At 63.8% G+C, this 17,813-nt stretch carries 18 protein-coding genes; 7 read left to right on the forward strand and 11 right to left on the reverse strand.

All coding sequences use genetic code 11. From position 1 onward, the window contains the following. Positions 1-360 precede the first annotated feature (360 nt). From dnaG to FJ977_RS24035, 4 genes are all read right to left on the reverse strand, one after another. The gene (dnaG, locus tag FJ977_RS24020; RefSeq protein WP_140774626.1) at positions 361-2,295 is read right to left on the reverse strand and encodes a DNA primase; all 1,935 of its coding nucleotides are present in this window, start codon (positions 2,293-2,295) and stop codon (positions 361-363) included. Positions 2,296-2,409: 114 nt separating this feature from the next. Then, positions 2,410-2,775, reverse strand: a complete 366-nt coding sequence (locus tag FJ977_RS24025; protein ID WP_140774627.1) for a helix-turn-helix transcriptional regulator — start codon at positions 2,773-2,775, stop codon at positions 2,410-2,412. 12 nt (positions 2,776-2,787) lie between these two features. After that, on the reverse strand, positions 2,788-3,036 hold the full coding sequence (locus tag FJ977_RS24030; RefSeq protein ID WP_027026768.1) for a type II toxin-antitoxin system RelE/ParE family toxin: 249 nt from the start codon (positions 3,034-3,036) through the stop codon (positions 2,788-2,790). 129 nt (positions 3,037-3,165) lie between these two features. Next, a complete protein-coding gene (locus tag FJ977_RS24035) occupies positions 3,166-3,534 on the reverse strand; it encodes an RcnB family protein (RefSeq protein ID WP_140774628.1) in 369 nt (122 codons plus the stop codon). Between the two features lie 387 nt (positions 3,535-3,921). On the opposite strand from FJ977_RS24035, the gene FJ977_RS24040 reads away from it, so the two are divergent. The 3 genes from FJ977_RS24040 to FJ977_RS24050 all read left to right on the forward strand — a co-directional run bounded on the left by FJ977_RS24040 (position 3,922) and on the right by FJ977_RS24050 (position 7,180). After that, positions 3,922-5,586 carry a Na/Pi cotransporter family protein gene (locus FJ977_RS24040; RefSeq protein ID WP_140774629.1) on the forward strand — a complete coding sequence of 555 codons (1,665 nt, stop codon included), beginning with the start codon at positions 3,922-3,924 and terminating at the stop codon, positions 5,584-5,586. A 102-nt stretch (positions 5,587-5,688) separates the two neighbouring features. Continuing rightward, the gene (locus tag FJ977_RS24045; protein WP_140774630.1) at positions 5,689-5,898 is read left to right on the forward strand and encodes a DUF2061 domain-containing protein; all 210 of its coding nucleotides are present in this window, start codon (positions 5,689-5,691) and stop codon (positions 5,896-5,898) included. Positions 5,899-5,995: 97 nt separating this feature from the next. Continuing rightward, complete coding sequence (locus FJ977_RS24050; RefSeq protein ID WP_140774631.1) at positions 5,996-7,180, forward strand: MFS transporter; 1,185 nt, start codon at positions 5,996-5,998, stop codon at positions 7,178-7,180. Positions 7,181-7,194: 14 nt separating this feature from the next. On the opposite strand, the gene FJ977_RS24055 is transcribed toward FJ977_RS24050, so the two are convergent. Beyond that, the gene (locus FJ977_RS24055; protein ID WP_140774632.1) at positions 7,195-9,444 is read right to left on the reverse strand and encodes a heavy metal translocating P-type ATPase; all 2,250 of its coding nucleotides are present in this window, start codon (positions 9,442-9,444) and stop codon (positions 7,195-7,197) included. A gap of 104 nt (positions 9,445-9,548) precedes the next feature. On the opposite strand from FJ977_RS24055, the gene FJ977_RS24060 reads away from it, so the two are divergent. Continuing rightward, positions 9,549-9,965 (forward strand): helix-turn-helix domain-containing protein, encoded by a 417-nt coding sequence (locus FJ977_RS24060; protein ID WP_140774633.1) that lies wholly within the window; start codon positions 9,549-9,551, stop codon positions 9,963-9,965. A gap of 3 nt (positions 9,966-9,968) precedes the next feature. After that, positions 9,969-10,997: a P1 family peptidase gene (locus FJ977_RS24065; protein WP_140774634.1), complete on the forward strand. Its 1,029-nt coding sequence runs from the start codon at positions 9,969-9,971 to the stop codon at positions 10,995-10,997. Between the two features lie 105 nt (positions 10,998-11,102). Here the strand turns inward: FJ977_RS24065 and FJ977_RS24070 are convergent, their stop codons facing one another. The 4 genes from FJ977_RS24070 to FJ977_RS24085 form a co-directional block, all read right to left on the reverse strand. Continuing rightward, complete coding sequence (locus FJ977_RS24070) at positions 11,103-11,660, reverse strand: GNAT family N-acetyltransferase (protein ID WP_140774635.1); 558 nt, start codon at positions 11,658-11,660, stop codon at positions 11,103-11,105. A gap of 49 nt (positions 11,661-11,709) precedes the next feature. Then, positions 11,710-12,420 (reverse strand): DNA helicase, encoded by a 711-nt coding sequence (locus FJ977_RS24075; RefSeq protein WP_140774636.1) that lies wholly within the window; start codon positions 12,418-12,420, stop codon positions 11,710-11,712. A gap of 217 nt (positions 12,421-12,637) precedes the next feature. Beyond that, positions 12,638-13,381 (reverse strand): SDR family oxidoreductase, encoded by a 744-nt coding sequence (locus tag FJ977_RS24080; RefSeq protein ID WP_140774637.1) that lies wholly within the window; start codon positions 13,379-13,381, stop codon positions 12,638-12,640. 156 nt (positions 13,382-13,537) lie between these two features. Further along, positions 13,538-14,446 (reverse strand): AraC family transcriptional regulator, encoded by a 909-nt coding sequence (locus FJ977_RS24085; protein ID WP_140774638.1) that lies wholly within the window; start codon positions 14,444-14,446, stop codon positions 13,538-13,540. A gap of 241 nt (positions 14,447-14,687) precedes the next feature. Here FJ977_RS24085 and FJ977_RS24090 point away from each other — a divergent pair, with 241 nt between their 5' ends. Continuing rightward, a complete protein-coding gene (locus FJ977_RS24090; RefSeq protein ID WP_140774639.1) occupies positions 14,688-15,692 on the forward strand; it encodes a hypothetical protein in 1,005 nt (334 codons plus the stop codon). Positions 15,693-15,770: 78 nt separating this feature from the next. Here FJ977_RS24090 and FJ977_RS24095 read toward each other — a convergent pair whose 3' ends face one another. Both FJ977_RS24095 and FJ977_RS24100 read right to left on the reverse strand, forming a co-directional pair. Further along, positions 15,771-15,974, reverse strand: coding sequence for a hypothetical protein (locus FJ977_RS24095; protein WP_246683303.1), 204 nt, complete (start codon positions 15,972-15,974; stop codon positions 15,771-15,773). A 45-nt stretch (positions 15,975-16,019) separates the two neighbouring features. Continuing rightward, entirely contained in the window at positions 16,020-17,009 is a 990-nt protein-coding gene (locus tag FJ977_RS24100) for an AraC family transcriptional regulator (RefSeq protein WP_246683323.1), read from the reverse strand. Between FJ977_RS24100 and FJ977_RS24105 the strand changes: the two genes are divergently transcribed. Continuing rightward, complete coding sequence (locus tag FJ977_RS24105; RefSeq protein WP_140774640.1) at positions 17,002-17,736, forward strand: SDR family oxidoreductase; 735 nt, start codon at positions 17,002-17,004, stop codon at positions 17,734-17,736. The two genes, FJ977_RS24100 and FJ977_RS24105, sit on opposite strands and share 8 nt — an antisense overlap. The last annotated feature ends 77 nt before the right edge of the window (positions 17,737-17,813 follow it).

A 17,813-nucleotide genomic window follows, 5' to 3' on the forward strand; every position in this document is an offset into this window, starting at 1 on the left:
TGAAACGCGCCTCACCGGGCCACTAACCGCATCATCTCTTTTGTTTGGTGCATGCCGTCACCCCAAAAACCGGTTCCACTCTTGGGTGACCACTCTTGGGCGACATGCATTAAGTCCAGATTAACCCTGATATCTGTGGCAGGCGGCCTGCCTGTCCAGTGACCAGTACCTCACATCGCTCATTTCCCGTCGGCGCGGGTGCGGGTTAACGTTTCGAATCGTCCTGATTCCGCCATTCTGTCGGAAGGTCAAGCGCCTCTGGCATGATTCGCATGAAAAAAGCGAATCAATTACCCGACTTAGCGCGCCCTGCCCCTTGGGGAAGCCCGGCCACGCTCTCATTCCTGTACTCAGCTGCACTTAGGCTCGCCCGGCCCTGCCCGACGAAACGCCAAATCCTTCGATCAGCGCTTCCGTCGCCTGTACATCCTGAAATTGCGCCTGAATTTCGATCAGATGGCGGAAGTTTTCGTCCGAAGGATCCGCTTCGAGAGCCGCTTCCGCCTGTTTCAGCTCCTTATGTAAGGTGCGCGCGCTGCGCTGCAAGTGCAGGGCCTGGTTCAGAGCATCGCGGGCATCGTCGAGTGCGGCCGTCTCCAGCGCCGGCCATTGCCGCGCCCGCCGGATCAGGCCGACGGCGCGCTCCCAGATCTCCGCGCAGCCGGCGCGCTCGATCGTCGTCACCACGGCATGGCGGTCATTGGCCATGTCATGCGCCATCGCGTCGAGGATGGCGGCATGCAGCCGCTGCAGCTCGGAATTGGCGAGGTCGAGAAATTCGACATGGGCGAAGTTCTCGTCGATCAGCGCCGGATGGTTGACCAGCGCCACGATGATCGTCGCCTCGCGCACCGACATGCCCTCGCTGCCGCGCTTGACCAGCGCCGACTGGCCGAGGCTTTCGGTGATCGCCATGCGGCCGCCGCCAGGCTTGGCGAATTGTCCGCCGGGTGCGGCTGCCTTGCCCTGCCCCGGTTTCCACTCCTGGCGCCCTTGCCGCACATCGCGCTGTGAGCCGAAAAAGCTCTTTTCCCGCTCACGCATTTCCTGCTGGTAGTGATAGCGCGTGCTTTCGTCGCGGATGCGGCTGGTCAACTCCCGCAGCGTCTTTCCCAGTTCCGCCCGCCGTTCCGGCGTGTCGAAGACACCGCCCGCTGTCTCGCGCATCCACAACAGGTCGACCAGCGGCCGTGCATCGGCAAGCACCGCGCGGAAAGCGTCCGGCCCCTCGGCCTTGACGAGGTCGTCGGGATCCTTGCCTTCCGGCAGCAGCGCGAAGCGCGCCGAGCGCCCGGCCTGCACCGAGGGCAATGCCAGATCCGCGGCACGCCACGCCGCCTTCAACCCGGCCTTGTCGCCGTCGAAGCACAGCATCGGCTCCGGCGCCATACGCCACAACAGCTCGAGCTGGTTTTCGGTAAGCGCGGTGCCGAGCGGCGCCACGACATTCTCGAAACCGGCCTGCGCCAGCGCGATCACGTCCATGTAGCCTTCGACGGCAATCACCGTGCCGCCCTTGGCCAGGGCCTTGCGGGCACGGGCGAAATTGTAGAGCACATTGCCCTTGTGGAAGAGCTCCGTGTCGGGCGAGTTCATGTATTTGGCCAGCGCATCGGGGGCCAGCGCCCGGCCACCAAAGGCGATGATCTTGCCGCGCGAATCCGGGATCGGAAACATGATGCGATCGCGGAACCAGTCATAGGAGACCGGAATGTCGTCGCCATGGCGCACCAGCCCGCAGGCCTCGATATCGGCTTTCGGCACGCCCTTTGCCGCGAGATGCTCTTTCAAGGCATTGCGGCTGTCGGGCGCGAAGCCGAGCCGGAACGAATGCTGCGTCGCCGGCGTCAGCCCGCGGTCGCGCAGATACGCGCGGGCCTTGGCGCCCTCGGGTCCCTGCAGCCGTTCCTGGAAGAAGGCGGTCGCCATTTCCATGACGTCGGTCAGGCTGGCGCGTTCCTTCTCGCGCCGTTCCTCCTGGACGTCGCGGACTGGCATCGGGACACCGGCCATGTCGGCGATCTTCTCGACCGCTTCGGGAAAGCTCATTCCGTCGAGTTCGGTGAGGAACTTGAAATGGTCGCCCGAGACCGAGCACCCGAAGCAATGGTAGCGGCCCTTCTTGTCCTCGCAGTGGAAGGACGGGCTCTTCTCGCCATGGAACGGACAACAGGCCCAATAGTCGCCGCGCGACGTATTGGTCTTCTTGCGATCCCACGCGACGCGCTGGCCGACAACAGATGAAATCGGCACGCGATCGCGGATCTCGTCGAGAAAGGCGGGCGGAAAGCGCATTGAGGGAACTCGTTTCCCCACCATATAAGCATACCAGCGAAATCCGACGACCCCCAATACGGGCCATACCCGGTTTCCACAGGGCAAAAGGCGGCGGCGCAGAGATTCCGTCGATCAATCGCCTTCGTCGACCAGACTCTCGACCGGCAGTTCGAGAGCACGAGCCAGCCGCAGCCAAAGCGCGACGTCCCCGCCGCGCTTTCCATTCTCGATTTCCGAGAGATAGTTCTGGGTCACGCCAACGGAGGCGGCAAGCACGGCCTGGGTCTGCTTGCGATATCTGCGCCAGAAGGCGAGTGGAGAGGTTGCGACCACAAGATCGCGTGCCTCATCCGGCGCAAGGCCAGGAAGCTGACCCGCACGAAACCCACCAAGCGCCTGCGCATGCTCCAGTGATTCACGCAAAGCGTCCAGTTCGCTGCGCGGCAGGATAGCCAGTTCCTCGCCGCCCGGGGTCGTAACATAGGCAATGTTGCTCATCTCGGTATTCCTTCAATCATAGACCGATCCGCGCGGTCCGATCTTGGTGACGATGATCTCCTGATCCGTCTCCTCGAACACCACCCGATAGTCGCCGACCCTCAAACGCAGGGCAGTCGACCCTTGCAAGGCCTTGACCATATTGGCAAGGCTGCTCGGGTCATCGGCGTATGCCTCTATCTTCGACAGGATTCTCTCCGCGTCCGCCCGATGCTTTCGCAGTGCCTTGGCAGCCAGAGGGAGAAGGATAACCCGCTTCACTCCCAGAATATCGCATATTGCGATATTTGAGGCAAGCCGACTTCATCCTGCAAAAGGCCGGATGCAAACGGAAAAAAGAAAGGCGGCCTTTGCGGGCCGCCCTTCCCAGCTCAATCCGGCGATCGAACCTTACTGCGCGGCAAGCGCGCCGAAGATGACGCCGGAGAGGATGCCGACCAGCACGTAGTCGTTGCCGACGCGGATCCATTCCTGGCCGCGCCCGGGACGATGCAGGCCGTAGCGGCCATAGTCGCGGATCGGCTGGTGCTGCCTCCAGCCGGAATATTTCTGGCCGTTGCGCCAGTTGTTGCGCTTCACGACGACCTTTTTCTTGTAGACGCGCTTCCTCACGTCGTTGTGGTGGCCCGGCTTCTGCCAGTCGACCTTGGTGTAATTCGACTGCGGCGCGACCGGCGCGTTCATCGGCGCGGCCTGACCGGTCATGGAGGTGGCGGCCAGCATCGCGACAGCGAGAGCGGAAAGGACAATGCGTTTCATGAGAAGTCTCCTTGGTTGTCGATGCCCGAGGAATAGCGGCCAAGGGATGAACTGAAACTGAACGGCAGCATTACAATTGTGTAATGAAATCCTCCGCTTATTTCGAATATTTGAACATGATCGCAAAGACGGCGGCCACAAGCATGGCAAACCGGCCGCCGCCCCGCCCCGCCGCGACCCGGCGATGCAACCATTTGCGCACCCGTCCATTTCCCGACACGGCCTGTCGCCCTGCGGCGGCCCCTTGAAATCGACAAGATTTTATTATCCGGCTAAAATATTTCGGCTATAGATGACGACTGCCATGACCATGATTCGTACCCTCGCTTTCCTTCCTGATCGCCGCGCCGTCCGCACCGCGCGCCCCGCCCGCTTGCAGGCGCCGCAATGAGCGGTTCCGTCGTCCTTCTGCATCTGGCCGGCGCGGTCGCGCTGATGCTGTTTGCCACCCGCATGGTCAAGACCGGCGTCGAACGCGCTTATGGTGATGTGCTGCGCCATCGTCTGCGCGCCACCATGCGCAATCCAATCATGGCGGTGCTGGCCGGCACCGGCCTTGCGATAGCGCTGCAAAGCTCGACCGCCGTGACGCTTCTGGTGGGCTCCTTCGCCGGTTCCGGCATCGTTTCGGGTGCCGCCGGCCAATTGGCCGTGCGTGGCGCCGAGATCGGCTCGGCGCTGGTGGTCAAGCTGCTGACCTTCGACCTCACGCTTTTGGTGCCGCTCTGCCTGATCACCGGCACGGTGATGTTCATGGCCACCGAACGGCGCGACTGGCGCCAGACCGGCCGCATCCTGGTCGGCATCGGCCTTTTGATCCTGTCGCTGGAAATGATCGGCCAGGCGTCGGAGCCGCTGCGCAACAGCCAGCTCATGCCGGTCATCATCAATTACTTCTCCAGCGATTCCATCACCGCCTACCTGCTGGCGGCGCTGATCACCTGGCTGTTCCAGTCGAGCATCGCGGCGGTTCTGCTGATGGCGACGCTGGCCGGCCGTGGCCTGATCAGCCCGGAACTCGGCGTCGTGCTCATCCTCGGCGTCAATCTCGGCTCCTCCATCATCGCGCCGATGCTGACCCGCTCGGCCGGACCCGGCGTACGCGTCGTGCCGATCGGCAATCTCCTGATGCGCGGGCTTGGCTCGCTGGTAATGCTGATCCTGTTCATGATCTTCCGGCCGCATGTCGGCTTCCTCGGCGCGACGGCCGCCGATCAGATCGTCAACGCCCACATCCTGTTCAACGTCATCATCCTGTTGGCGGGCCTGCCGCTGGCCGGTTTCGTCTACCGCGCTTCGGAGAAGATCGTGGCGCTTGGCACCAAGCCGGAGCCGACGGCCTCGCTCGACGTCGTCGAGTTGTCGGCGCTCAACGAGAGCGCGCTCGACGTGCCGAGCCAGGCGCTGGCCAACGCCACGCGCGAGGTGGTGCGGGTCTGCGAGACGGTCGAGATCATGCTGAAACGCATCATCGAGCTCTATGAGAGCGCCGACGCCGACAAGATCAAGGCGCTGGCCGCCCTCGACGACCGCGTCGACCGCAAGCATGCCGCCATAAAACTCTACCTCGCCAAGGTCACCAAGAACCCGCTGACCGAGGACGAGGCGCTGCGTTGCCAGGAACTGATCGGCGCCTGCGTCAAGCTCGAGCAGGTCGGCGACATCATCGTGCGCAACATGCTGGTGCATGTGAAGAAGAAGTTCGATCGCGGGCTGGAATTCACCGACGAAGGCTGGAGCGAATTGTGCGCCTTCCACAGCTCGGTGCTGGCCAATGCAAGGCTTGCCTTCAACGTGCTGGTCTCGCGCGACCCCGAAACCGCCCGCCAGCTGGTGCTGGAAAAGGACCAGTTGCGCGACCGCGAGAAGGAAACCAGCGCCAGCCATTTCCTGCGGCTGCGCGAAGGCACTGCCAAGAGCGTCGAGACCAGTTCGATCCATCTCGACACCATTCGCGACCTGAAGCAGATCAACTCGCTGCTGGCGTCGATGGCCTACCCGGTGCTCGAAGAGCGCGGCCTGCTGACGGGGTCAAGGTTGAAGGCGAGCTGAAGTCACCCCACCGGCTGCCGTCCTCACTTGACGGCAAAATACCTTTGCTCCGCTTCCGCCAGTCAGGATAAGGATCGGCTGCCCAGGCTTTCGGAGGAATCGATGGACACCCATTCGCGCAGTTTTGCCAAGGCGCTGTCCTGGCGCATGACCGGCACCATCGACACGCTGATCATTTCCCTGGTCGTGACCGGAAGCGTCAAGCTCGCCGCGGCCATCGGCATAACCGAGGTCTTCACCAAGTCCCTGCTCTACTATTTCCACGAGCGGGCGTGGCTGAAGATCCCCTATGGCCGCAAGACCACAGCCTGAAGCTGCCGGTCAAGAAAACCTAAAGTCGCGACAAAAATTTCTGGATTGCCCCCGCGGTCCATCCGTGGTTTGAGGCCGTTCCAGCCAAGGCTTCCCCATGTCGCTTCCGCTTATCGCCCTGTTCATCGCCGCTTTCGCTTTCGGCACCACCGAATTCGTCATTGCCGGCGTGCTGCCGCAGGTGGCACAAGGGCTTGGCGTCTCGGTCCCATCCGCCGGCTATCTCGTTTCCGGCTATGCTTGCGGCATCGCCATTGGCGGCCCGCTGCTGACGCTCGCGACCAAGTCCTTGCCGCGCAAAACCTTGCTGCTCGGCCTCGCCGTCGCCTTCACCATCGGCCAGGCGGCCTGCGCGCTGGCGCCAGACTTCACTTCCATGCTGCTTCTGCGCATTGCCGTCGCGGTTGCGCACGGCGCCTATTTCGGCGTCGCCATGGTGGTCGCTGTCGGCCTCGTTCCCGAAGACAAACGCGGCATGGCGGTGGCGGTCATCCTGTCCGGCCTCACCGTCTCCAACGTCATCGGCGTGCCGGCCGGCACTGCGATCGGCAACATCTGGGGCTGGCGCGCCACCTTCTGGGTGATGTGCGGGTTGGGCGTGGCGGCAACTCTTGCCATGGCCGCCCTGTTGCCGCGCACCACCGGCTCATCGGCCAAGCCCGCCGGCCTTGCCCGTGAGGTCCGCGTGCTCGCACGCCAGCAGGTCTGGACCTCGTTGATCCTGATGCTCATGCTGATGCTCGGCCAGTTCTGCCTGTTCACCTATATCACCCCGACTTTGCTGGAGGTCACCGGACTCGACGAGAACCTGGTGCCGTGGGTGTTGCTGCTCAACGGCGTCGGCGCCACGCTCGGCGTCTTCCTCGGCGGCAAGCTGTCCGACTGGAAGCTGATGCCGTCGCTGATCACGATGCTTGGCCTACAGGCGGTGACGTTGGCGGTGATCTACGTCGTCAGCCCCTACCCCGTGCCGATGGTCATCGCGATCGTCATCTGGGGCGGCCTCAACTTCGCCATCGGCACGCCGATCCAGACCCGCATCCTGGCGTGGACGGCGGATGCCGCCAACCTCGCCTCCTCGCTGATCCCGTCCGGGTTCAATGTCGGCATCGCGCTTGCCGCGTCGCTGGGCGCCGCCATGCTCAATGCCGGCTACGGCTACCGCAGCCTGCCGGTGGTCGGAGCTTTGGCGATGCTGGTGGCCGTGGTCGTGGCCGTCGTCTCCCAAATCTGGGAAGCGCGCAGCAACGCCACGCCGCCGCTCACGGCCCCGGCCGAGTAGCCCACCACAAACCCTCACCCGCGCCAGCGCAAGAGGCGCATGGCGTTGGCGGTGACCAGCACCGTGGCGCCGGTGTCGGCCAGGATCGCCGGCCAGAGGCCGGTGATGCCTAAGATGGTCGTGACCAGGAAGACTGCCTTCAGCCCCAGCGCCACGGTGATATTCTGGCCGATATTGGCCATCACCGCACGCGACAGCCGTACCATCCGGACAACGTCCGTGACGCGGCCATGCAGGATCGCCGCATCCGCCGTTTCCAGCGCCACATCGGTGCCGCCGCCCATGGCGATGCCGATGTCGGCGGCGGCGAGCGCCGGTGCGTCGTTGATGCCGTCACCGACCTTGGCCACTGTCAGCCCTTCGCGCTGCAACTCGCCGATCATCCGCTGCTTGTCTTGCGGCAGCAGTTCCGCTCGCGCCTCGATGCCGAGCGAGACGGCGATGGCTTCAGCAGTACGACGATTGTCGCCGGTCAGCATCACCGCGCGGATGCCCTCGGCCTTCAGCGCCGCGATGCCCGCCGCCGCGTCCGGCCGCGGCTCGTCACGCATGGCGATCAGCCCGGCCACCACGCCATCGGCCACCAGCACCGACACGGTCTTGCCTTGGCCGTTGAGGCTGTCGATGGCAAGGCGCTGCGCTTGCGTCATGTCGGCGCGTTCACCCGCCGCCGGGCCGGAACCGAGGAAGACGGCGACGCCGCCGACGCTGCCCTCGACCCCCTTGCCGGAGATCGCCTTTGCCGAGAGCGCCGGCGGCACCGGTGCCTTGTCCGCCTTGGCCCTGTCCAGGATCGCCACCGCCAGCGGATGGCTGGAGCCCTGCTCGAGTGCCGCCGCCAGCGCCAGCACGCTGCGTTGATCGCGATCATACGCGACGATGTCGGTCACGACAGGCTTGCCCGCGGTCAGCGTGCCGGTCTTGTCGAAGGCCACCGCCGTGATCCGGCGGAAACCTTCCAGCACCGCGCCGCCCTTCATCAGCAGGCCCCGCCGGGCGCCGGTGGCCAGACCCGCGGCGATCGCGGCCGGCGTCGAGATGACCAGCGCGCAGGGACAGCCGATCAAAAGGATCGCCAGGCCCTTGTAGATCCATTCGTTCCAGTCGCCGCCGGCGACGAGCGGCGGCAGCACCGCCACCAGCGCGCCGACCACCAGCACACCGGGCGTATAGTATCGTGAAAAGCGGTCGATGAAGCGCTCGGTCGGCGCCTTGGCCTCCTGCGCCTCCTCCACCAGCCGCACGACGCGGGCGATGGTGTTGTCGGAAGCGGCCGCAGTGACCCGCACCTTCAGCACGCCGTCGCTGTTGATCGTACCGGCGAAGACGGGCTCTCCAACGCTCTTGCGCTTCGGCGTGCTCTCGCCGGTCACCGGCGCCTCGTCAATGTCGCTCGAACCCTCCGTTATCTCGCCATCGGCCGGGATGCGGTCGCCCGGCCGCACCGTGATGACGTCGCCGACAGCAAGCTGTTCGGCGGGAACTTCAACCGTGCCGCCTTCCCGCTCGACCAGCGCCGTCTTCGGCACCAGATCGGCAAGACCCTGGATGCTGGCCCGCGCACGGCCGGCGGCGACACCCTCGAGAAGCTCCCCGATCAGGAACAGCACCACGACAGCTGCCGCTTCTTCCGTGGCACCGATCATCACGGCCCCAACAGCGGCGATGGTCATCAGCATCTCGATCGAGAACGGCGTGCCGGCCAGTGCCGCCATCAGCGCACGCCGCGCGATCGGAACGAGACCGACCAGCAAGGCAGCCAGGAAGACCCAGCGCTCGGTCGTGGGATACAGATGACCGATGCCATAGGCGGCCAGAAGCGCTGCCGCGCAGGCCAGCGTCAGCGCCGCGCGACGGCTGCGCCACCACGCCTGCCCAGGCTCGGCATGGCTGTGGAGATGGGATGACCCTGCGGCCTCCTTGGTGATTTGTTGGCCGCCGCCATGGTCGTGACCTTCGTGGTCATGGCTTTCGTGGTCATAGCCTTCGTGGTCATGAGCGGCATGATCATGCGCCCTGGCCGCCGGCCCACCGGTCCGGGCCTCCGCCTTGACGATGCCGTAGCCCAGCCGCGCCACCTGCTGCAGCACCTTGTCATCGTTGAGCGGACCGCCATGGCTGACGGTCATCGAGGCGCCGGTCACCGAAACCGAGACATCGGCCACACCGTCGAGGCGGCGCACCGCCGTATCGATCTTGGCCGCGCAGGAGGCGCAATCCATGCCGCCGATCCTGAACCGTGTCTGCTTTAGAGGAGCCGTCATCACATCACCTGTCTGCTCTTTCACCGGCTTGACGCGCCGGGCCTTGAACCTTGATGTCAGCCAATGTAATTGCTCTAGTCACTAGAGCTTCAAGAGGCAAAAACATGTTTTCGATCGGTGATCTCTCCCGCCGCACCGGGGTCAAGGTGCCGACCATCCGTTATTACGAGCAGATGGGCCTCGTCGCGGCCCCCGAGCGCTCGGAAGGCAACCAGCGTCGCTACTCCAGGCAGGAACTGGAACGGCTGGCCTTCATCCGCCACGCCCGTGACCTGGGCTTCGCCGTCGAGGACATCCGCTCGCTGATCGAGCTCAGCAGCCATCCCGAGCAGCCTTGCGGCAATGCCGACAAGATCGCGCAGGAGCAGCTGGTTTCCGTGCGCGAAAAGATCGCCCAGCTGAAGCGGCTGGAAACCGAGCTGGAGCGTATCGCTTCTTGCTGCGACGGCAACACGGTCGGCGACTGCTACGTCATCCGCGCGCTGTCCGACCACGCGCTCTGCGCCGATGAGCACATCTGACGCATGACCGGAACTGTCAGGGATTTCGGCTTGACCTGTGGCACCTTGCCGCCGGGCGCGCTGAATGCGATCACCGACGTGCCCGGTGTGCGCGTCGGCCACCGCACGCTGCGCGGCGGCGACATAAACACCGGCGTGACCGCTATCCTGCCGCATGGCGGAAATCTGTTCCGCAAGAAGGTGACGGCGGCAAGCCATGTCATCAATGGTTTCGGCAAGACGGTCGGCCTGACGCAGGTGCAGGAACTCGGCACCCTCGAAACGCCTGTTCTCTTGACCAACACGCTCTCGGTCGGCACCTGCGCCACGGCGCTGATCCGCGACGCCATCCGCCAGAATCCGGATATCGGCCGCACCACCGGAACCGTCAATCCGGTGGTCGGCGAATGCAATGACGGTCCGCTGAACGACATCCAGGCCCTGGCGGTAACCGAAGAACACGCCCTCGCCGCACTGGCGGATGCTCACGAAGGCGCGGTCGAACAGGGCAATGTCGGCGCCGGAACGGGAATGAGCTGCTTCGGCTTCAAGGGCGGCATCGGCTCGGCGTCCAGGAGAATCGCGCTTGGCGGCGAACATCACCTTGGCGTTCTCGTGCTCTCGAATTTCGGCAGGCCGGGCGACCTCATTCTGCCCGATGGGCGCCGGCCCGATCCCAGACGGCTGGCCGGGGCCGAACGCGGCTCGATCATGGTCGTGCTGGCAACCGATGTGCCGCTCGAACACCGCCAGCTCGAAAGGGTAGCACGCCGCGCCGGAGCAGGCATCGCCACGCTTGGCTCCTTCTGGGGCCATGGCAGCGGCGACATCGCCATTGCCTTCAGCACCGGCAATCTGGTCGACCACGATGAAGGCCGCGATCTTGTACCACTGCTGGCGCTCAACGAAGCGCGCATCGACCTCCTTTTTCGGGCGGCGGCGGAAGCCACCCAGGAGGCCGTGCTGAACTCCATGCTGTCGGCCGAGGCCTTCACCGGCAGGGCCGGCAAGCACCGCGCATCGCTGGCCGACTGGCTGCGCGCTCAGGCCTAAAGCAATTCCAGGAAAAGTGTAACGGTTTTTCCGGGACAAGCACGTAGCGCTTAGAGCGGTTCTGCGATTCCGTGAAACGCTGAACCGCTCTGGCGACGAGGCGGCCTACAAATCGATCCGGAACCGCAGGCTCTCCACCCCGCCATAGGCGGCGTCCTCGAAGAAGCGCTCGACGAGCTTGCCGCCATTGGCCAGGATCACCTTGTGTGACGCCGGATTGCCCGGCTTGGCGGTGATCTCGACATAGGGAAGCCCGACCGCCCTTGCCTCGTCGAGCATCAACCGCAAGGCTTCGGTGGCGTAGCCGCGCCGCTGCTTCCAGGGCACTACCGCATAGCCGATATGGCCAAGCACATGCGACGGCAGCATCGCCGTCCCCTTCTGCCAGCGAAAGCCGATCGAGCCTGACGCCTCGCCATCCCAGATCCAGCGGCGGAATCCCGGCAGGCGCGGCACTTGCGTGCCATCGGGCAAGGAGATCGGGGCGCCCCTGGCTTCGGGATCATCGAGGCTGGCCAGGAAGGCCACCGGATCATCCTCTATCGCCGCAAGTTGCTCGCGCGTTGCCTCCATGAGCCGGACATTGTCCGGCGACCAGCCGCGCTCGAGCGCCGCCTTGTAGGACGGCAGATGTTCAAGCGCCGGTTTGACGATCTCGACCATGATCCACGCTCTCCCAGTCACGCAGGGATAGCCTTGGCCGCTGGAGCGCTCAAGCCGCCTGGAAGCGGATCTCGCCCTCGTTCAGGAAGCAGGCCTTGTCGAACAGGGACAAATCAAGCGGGTTGGGCAGGCGAACATCGCTGATATCCGGGACCGGCTTCTTCGCGGGATCGTAGGACCGGTCGATCTGCGAGATGAAGACCAGGATCACGCCGCTATCGCGCGCGAAAGCCTTCAGCGTGCGCACCTGGTCCATCAGGCCGGGGTTCTCTCGTTTCTGATCGAGCAGTTGCAGATAATCGATGACCGCCAGCGTGCCGCGCGGCGCCGACCCCAACACCCTGACGATATAACCGGCGCTGATGGCATCGGAAGTGTCGAACTCGAACAGCCGGTCGAAACGGGACGGGTCGACGCCGATGGCGCGGAACCGCTCCAGCACATCGCGTTGCGTATATTCCAGCGTGAAGAACACGCTGCGATGGCCCGACTTCATCGCTTCGACCGCCAGTTCGAGGCTCATCAGCGTCTTGCCATGGCCCGGTCGCGCGCCGACCAGAACAAGATTACCAGGTGTCAGTTGCGCGAACAACCTGCTGGCGGGCGCCGTCTCGGACAGCTTCGCCGCAAGCAGGCTCCAACTGGCGAATCCCTCTTGCGCGGCAATCCGGTCAAGCGCCTGGTGGAGCGGGATTTTTGCCTCGCGCGACAACAGCCTGGCTTGACGTTTCAGATGGTAGACGGGCGCGGATAGAATCATCTCAAAAACCTCCTGGTGCGAGCAGTTTCCGCAACCCCTCCTTATGCCTGGTGCTCGAACAGTCGGTTCGGTGATGAGAGTGCCCCGCATGAACGAATGCTTTCCCGGTGGAGGGAGGAGGCGTGGGCCACGCCAGAATCAGATGATAGCCCAATCCGAACCGACGTAGAATTGGCGGAGCGAAAATCGTTGCACCCCGCACGGGCACCGGGAGACTTCAGCCAGCGTTTGCCAGGGCGACCGCATCCTGGCCTGCCGGAAAACGGAGTTTGCCCGAAGTGTCGTGGACAGCGGCCCAGATGGCCTCGGCAACGTCGCTTTCCTTGGTGGTCAGCGCGGGCTGGGCGAAGGCCGCGAAGATAGGGGCCGCGAAATCGGCATAGGCCTCCGGGATCATGTCTTCGATGCGCACCGAAGTATTTTGCGTAAACCGTGTTGTCGGCGCGTATCCCGGCTCGACCAGCTTTGCGCGGATACCGAAATAGGCAAGTTCGTGCGCGAGCGATCCGGTGAAGCCCTCGATGGCCTGCTTGCTGGCGGTGTAGGCGGCCGCCAGGGGCATTGCAGCGAGGGTGACGCTTGAGGTGACGTTGACGATCGCGCCGGACCGGCGCTCGCGCATCTGCGGAATCACGGCCTGCGCCATGGCCATCACGCCAAGCGTATTGGTCTCGAAGACCTTGCGGATGTGCGACATGGGCGTCGCTTCAAAGGCGCCGACCACGCCGATGCCCGCATTGTTGACAAGAACATCGATCGGACCCGCGGCTTCGACGGTCGCCGAGATGCTGGCCTCGCTGGTGACGTCCAGCGGCAGGATCCTCAGGCGCTCCGAGCGCGGCAGTATGTCCTCCCGCGGTGTCCGCATGGTGGCGATGACGTTCCACCCGTTGACGAGAAAATGGCGGGCTGTCTCAAGGCCATAGCCAGATGAACAGCCGGTGATCAGGATCGTTTGCATGCTAAGCTCCGTTGGTTTCAATGCGCCTTTTTTAGGCTTGCCAACGCAGACGATCTATAATCAATAGTCCTATTTTTATTTCCAACTGTCCAAAAATAACTCATACTGGGCGGGAGTAAGTGAACTTTTGAAGAGGCCAGCCGCGCGAGGCACGGCTTATGCGGTCAAGCGAGCGCCACCGTCGCGGGCGAACTTTCCCGGTGAACAACCAAGCCGTTTCCTGAAAGCAGTGCTGAAGGCGCTGGCGGACTCGTAACCGATCTCACCGGCTATTTTGTCCAGGGTTTTTGAGCCGCGAATGAGAGCATCCTTCGCCAGCGCCATGCGCCAGCGGGCCAGGTACTCGATCGGGCCGCAACCGAGCACGTCCACGAAGCGAGCCGCGAAGGCCGACCGCGAGAGTCCCGCGATCCTGGCGAGTTCCGCGACCGTCCAACCCGCCCGGACATCCTCGTGCATGGCGCGGAGCACGCGCGCCAGCGCCGGATCCCGCATCCCGTCGAGCAGGCCGGCCGCGCCGGAACCAATGCCACGCCATCGCAGCGCTTCGACGAGCAGAACCTCGAGCAGTCGCTGCAAGACCATTTCCTTGCCCGGATCTTCGTTCTCGCATTCCTCCATGATGAGGCCGATGACCCTGCCAAGCCTGGAGGAGCGCCCCTGCGATCCCGGCACGTGGATGACGCTCGGAAGGAGCGCGAGCAGGAGCGCGGCATTGACCGGCTCGATTCGAAACGTCCCGCCGAGCGCGACAAAATCCGGGTCTCCATCTTGCTCGCCATGCTGGATGGCAACGTCCATCGGCGTCCGAAGCTCACAGTCGATGCCTGGGTGGCTGCTGAGCGAGAAAGCCGGCGTGGAAGGCAGAAGGAGGAAGTCTCCCTTTTCGAACTTGACCGGATCCTGCCCCGCAAAGGCGATCCAGCACGCGCCCTCCACGATTATTGTAAAGCCAGGCGCGTCATAAGCGGCGTAACGCACGCCCCATCGGCCACGCCCCTTGATGGGCTTGGAAATCGCCGTGCTGGGCTGCAAAAGGGCAATAATGTCACTGAGGGGATCCATTTCAGACGATCCATAATTATTTTGCGCTCGGTAGTTATAGATCGTCCTCCCAGCCTGTCCAGTTTGGCTTGGTGGCGCGCAGGCGTCCCCGCAGTGCGCCATCCCGCTGGCCGATGGCAAAACGATCGCTGCAGGCAAGCTAAACAAGATGTGTCTCGCAGATGGGCGCGGGACATTTTATGATTGGTCGCGGACATGACGCCGCAAGGATTCGCATGGCTTCGGCAGGAGGATTGATCCGGTGCGGTTGAGATCTATCCCATTGGGTGTGGTCGTCACCCTGAGCCTTCTTGTCATCGTCATCGCCTTGACGGCGACGGCCCGATCCTTCGCCGCTTTGCAGCCATCAGCTGTTCCGGCCTGGCTGCAGGCCCATGTCGGCGACAACGACGGCCAGATCTCGGCCGTGGTGCTGGAGCGGGCGCGTGCGCTCTACCTGAAAAAGGTGGCGCAAGGCGCGGTCAGGAATCCCTGTTACTTCGCCATGGACGCGACACGTCCCGGCGATCTCGGCAATGGCGTGCTGGGGCGCCGGTATTATGTCGTCTGCGAGGCCAGCCAATCGTTTCGCGCCATCGCGTCAGGTCACGGCAGCGGAAAAAACCTGAAAGGCACGGCCGATTTTTCAAATGGCAGGCGCTGCTCCAAGAACTTCGGCAATGCCATGGATTCGGAGCTGACCGCCGGCGGCGCCTATGTCACCCGCGAGGCAAAAACCTCCTTCAAGGGCTTTTACAGCACCGGCGCGAAACAGGATGCCGCCTTCCTGCGCACCTTCATCCAGTTCGACGGCGAGGGCGAAGCCGCCAATGCGAGACAACGGGTGATCGGCGGCCATGCCGCGCAAGTGCTGCGCGCCACGTGCATGCGCAAAAGCCCGAACAGCTCCTATGCCGACCATGATGGCCTGGTACCGTTCGGCAAGCTGGTCGAGTATGCCGGTGGCCGCAGCAATGGCTGCACCAGCTGGTCGCCGGCGGACGCGCGGCAGATCATCGCGATGGTGAAGGACAATCCGACGACACTCTACATCTATCCGGAATCGCGCGACATCGCCGCCGTCGCGCAGGCGGCCAAAGGCCATTCGCCATCCGGCGAGGCGCCCTATTGGAACGCATCATGCCTCAAGGAAATCGGCGCGCCGAAATTCTGGCCGCGAAAAACCCTCGAGCCGGTGATCGCCCAGTACAAGAAGGATCACCCCGCCCCACCCGTGCAGCCGCTGCCGATGTGCAAGGCGCCGTGAGGTCGCTGCTCCAGGTCGCGAGACAGCAGACCTCACGAGACCAGACTCTCGGTCAGCGCAAGAAATCGAGTACGGCCTCTATGAACTCTGCCCGATACTCCACGTTCGACAGGTAACCGCAGGCAGGAAAAGCAGCTTCGCGCCGGCACGGCTGCGGCGATCAATTCGCCATGCCGCCGTCACCGTGTCGTGCTGGCCGGCGATCACCAGCGCCGGCCGGTTGATCAGCGCTACCGTACTCCGAAGCTCGGCATCGCGAACGGCGGCGAACAGGCCAGCCAAACCTTTCCGGTCGAGACCGATGACCGGTTCGTTGGCCGTCGCCGATCATCGTGCTCGCGCGACAGTTTTCGGGGTAGTGCCAAAGGCGCGGCGAAAGGCGTGGGTGAAAGCACTCTGCGACATGTAGCCGAGCTTACTGCCGATGCCTGCTATGTCAGCATCGCCACGGGCCAACGCCGCATGAGCGAGAGCAAGGCGCCACGCCCGCACATAGCCGAGCGGCGGCTGTCCCACTTGGCGGGTGAACGCTGCCGAGAAGGCTGCTCGCGACATGCCGGCCACACTGGCGAGTTGCGCCACCGTCCATGGCCGGGCAACATCTCCATGAACGGCGCGGAGCACGCGGCCGAGCCCTGGATTCGAGAGTGCGCCAAGCCATCCGGTCTGGATGCCCTGTGCTCCTTCCGCGTAGGCGCGGATCGCCTCCACCAGAAGCACATCGGCTAGGCGGGCACTCACGATCTGACTTCCCATGGCGGCCCGTTCCATTTCGCCATTCAAAAGCGTGAGGATTGTCGTCACCGCACCAGATGCCGTCGAGGACCGAGGAACCAGCAGGAAGCCCGGCAGCATGTCGAGCAGGAAGTCCGCGTTTCCCGGCGAGAACGTGACGCTTCCACCGAGGACGATTGTCTCGTCGCCACCAAGACGCACGGCGTCGCGGCCGTCATAGAGGGCTCGACCGTCGAGAGGCGGCAGTGTCGGGTCGCTGGCCACCGCGTAGGTCGTGCGTCCGATCAGGCAGACGTCACCTGCGCTCATCGGTTGAGCGTCTTGCCCCGGCACGATCAACCAGATGGTTCCTCTCAACAGCGCCACGAACTTCAGTCGATCAAGAGCCGGAAATTCGAGGGCCCACTGTCCCGTGGCTTCCAGCCGGGTGCGGCGAGTCACTGTCGCGCCGAGGGCGAGCAACACGTCGGATAGAGGATCAGTCGTCGTGTTAGACGATTGCGATAAAATCATGGACATTCCGTTATATAAAATCTTGACCGATGCCTTATCTCTGTCGTGAAGGAGAATTGCAATGAGCATAGTGGACAAGGTCATCGCCATCACAGGCGCAAGCAGCGGGATTGGGCGTGCGACAGCAAAACTTCTCGCGCGACGTGGGGCGTTCGTCGTGCTCGGCGCCCGCCGCAAGGATGAACTGGCCGCCGTAGTCGACGAGATCGCGGCCGCGGGGGGCAAGGCCGTATACAAGACGACCGACGTCCGCCAGCGCGGCGATCTCGAGGCCCTCGTCGGTTTGGCGATCGAGCAGTACGGCAAGCTCGACGTCATCGTGAACAATGCAGGGATTGGGCCCATATCGCGCTTCGATGCTCTGCGCGTGGAAGACTGGGACGCCATGATCGATGTCAATCTGCGCGGCACGCTCTATGGCATCGCTGCTGCGCTGCCAGTGTTTCAACGTCGGCAGTCAGGGCACATCATCAATATTGTCTCGACGGCCGGGATCAAAATCCTCCCGACCATGGGCGTCTATGCGGCGACGAAGAATGCCGTGCGCACCATCACCGAAGCCCTGAGGCAGGAGAGTGGACCACACCTCAGGGTTACCGAAATATCACCAGGCATGATCTCGACGAACTTTGCAGATTCAATGACTGATCCGGCCGTCAAGGAAGCCATGGGCAGGCGCATCGGCCACCTCGCCATCTCGCCCGATGCTATCGCTCGCGGTGTCGCCTACGCGATCGAGCAACCGGCCGATGTGGACGTCGGCAGCATCGTCATACGGCCGACGGCTCAGGATTGATGATTGGTTTCATGTGATGGCTCGACAGCCGCTTCCTGCCTCCCTCGGCAAGCGGTCAAAGTTTCACGACCGATCAA

The sequence above is a fragment of the Mesorhizobium sp. B2-1-3A genome (genome assembly GCF_006442655.1).
Taxonomy (GTDB): domain Bacteria; phylum Pseudomonadota; class Alphaproteobacteria; order Rhizobiales; family Rhizobiaceae; genus Mesorhizobium.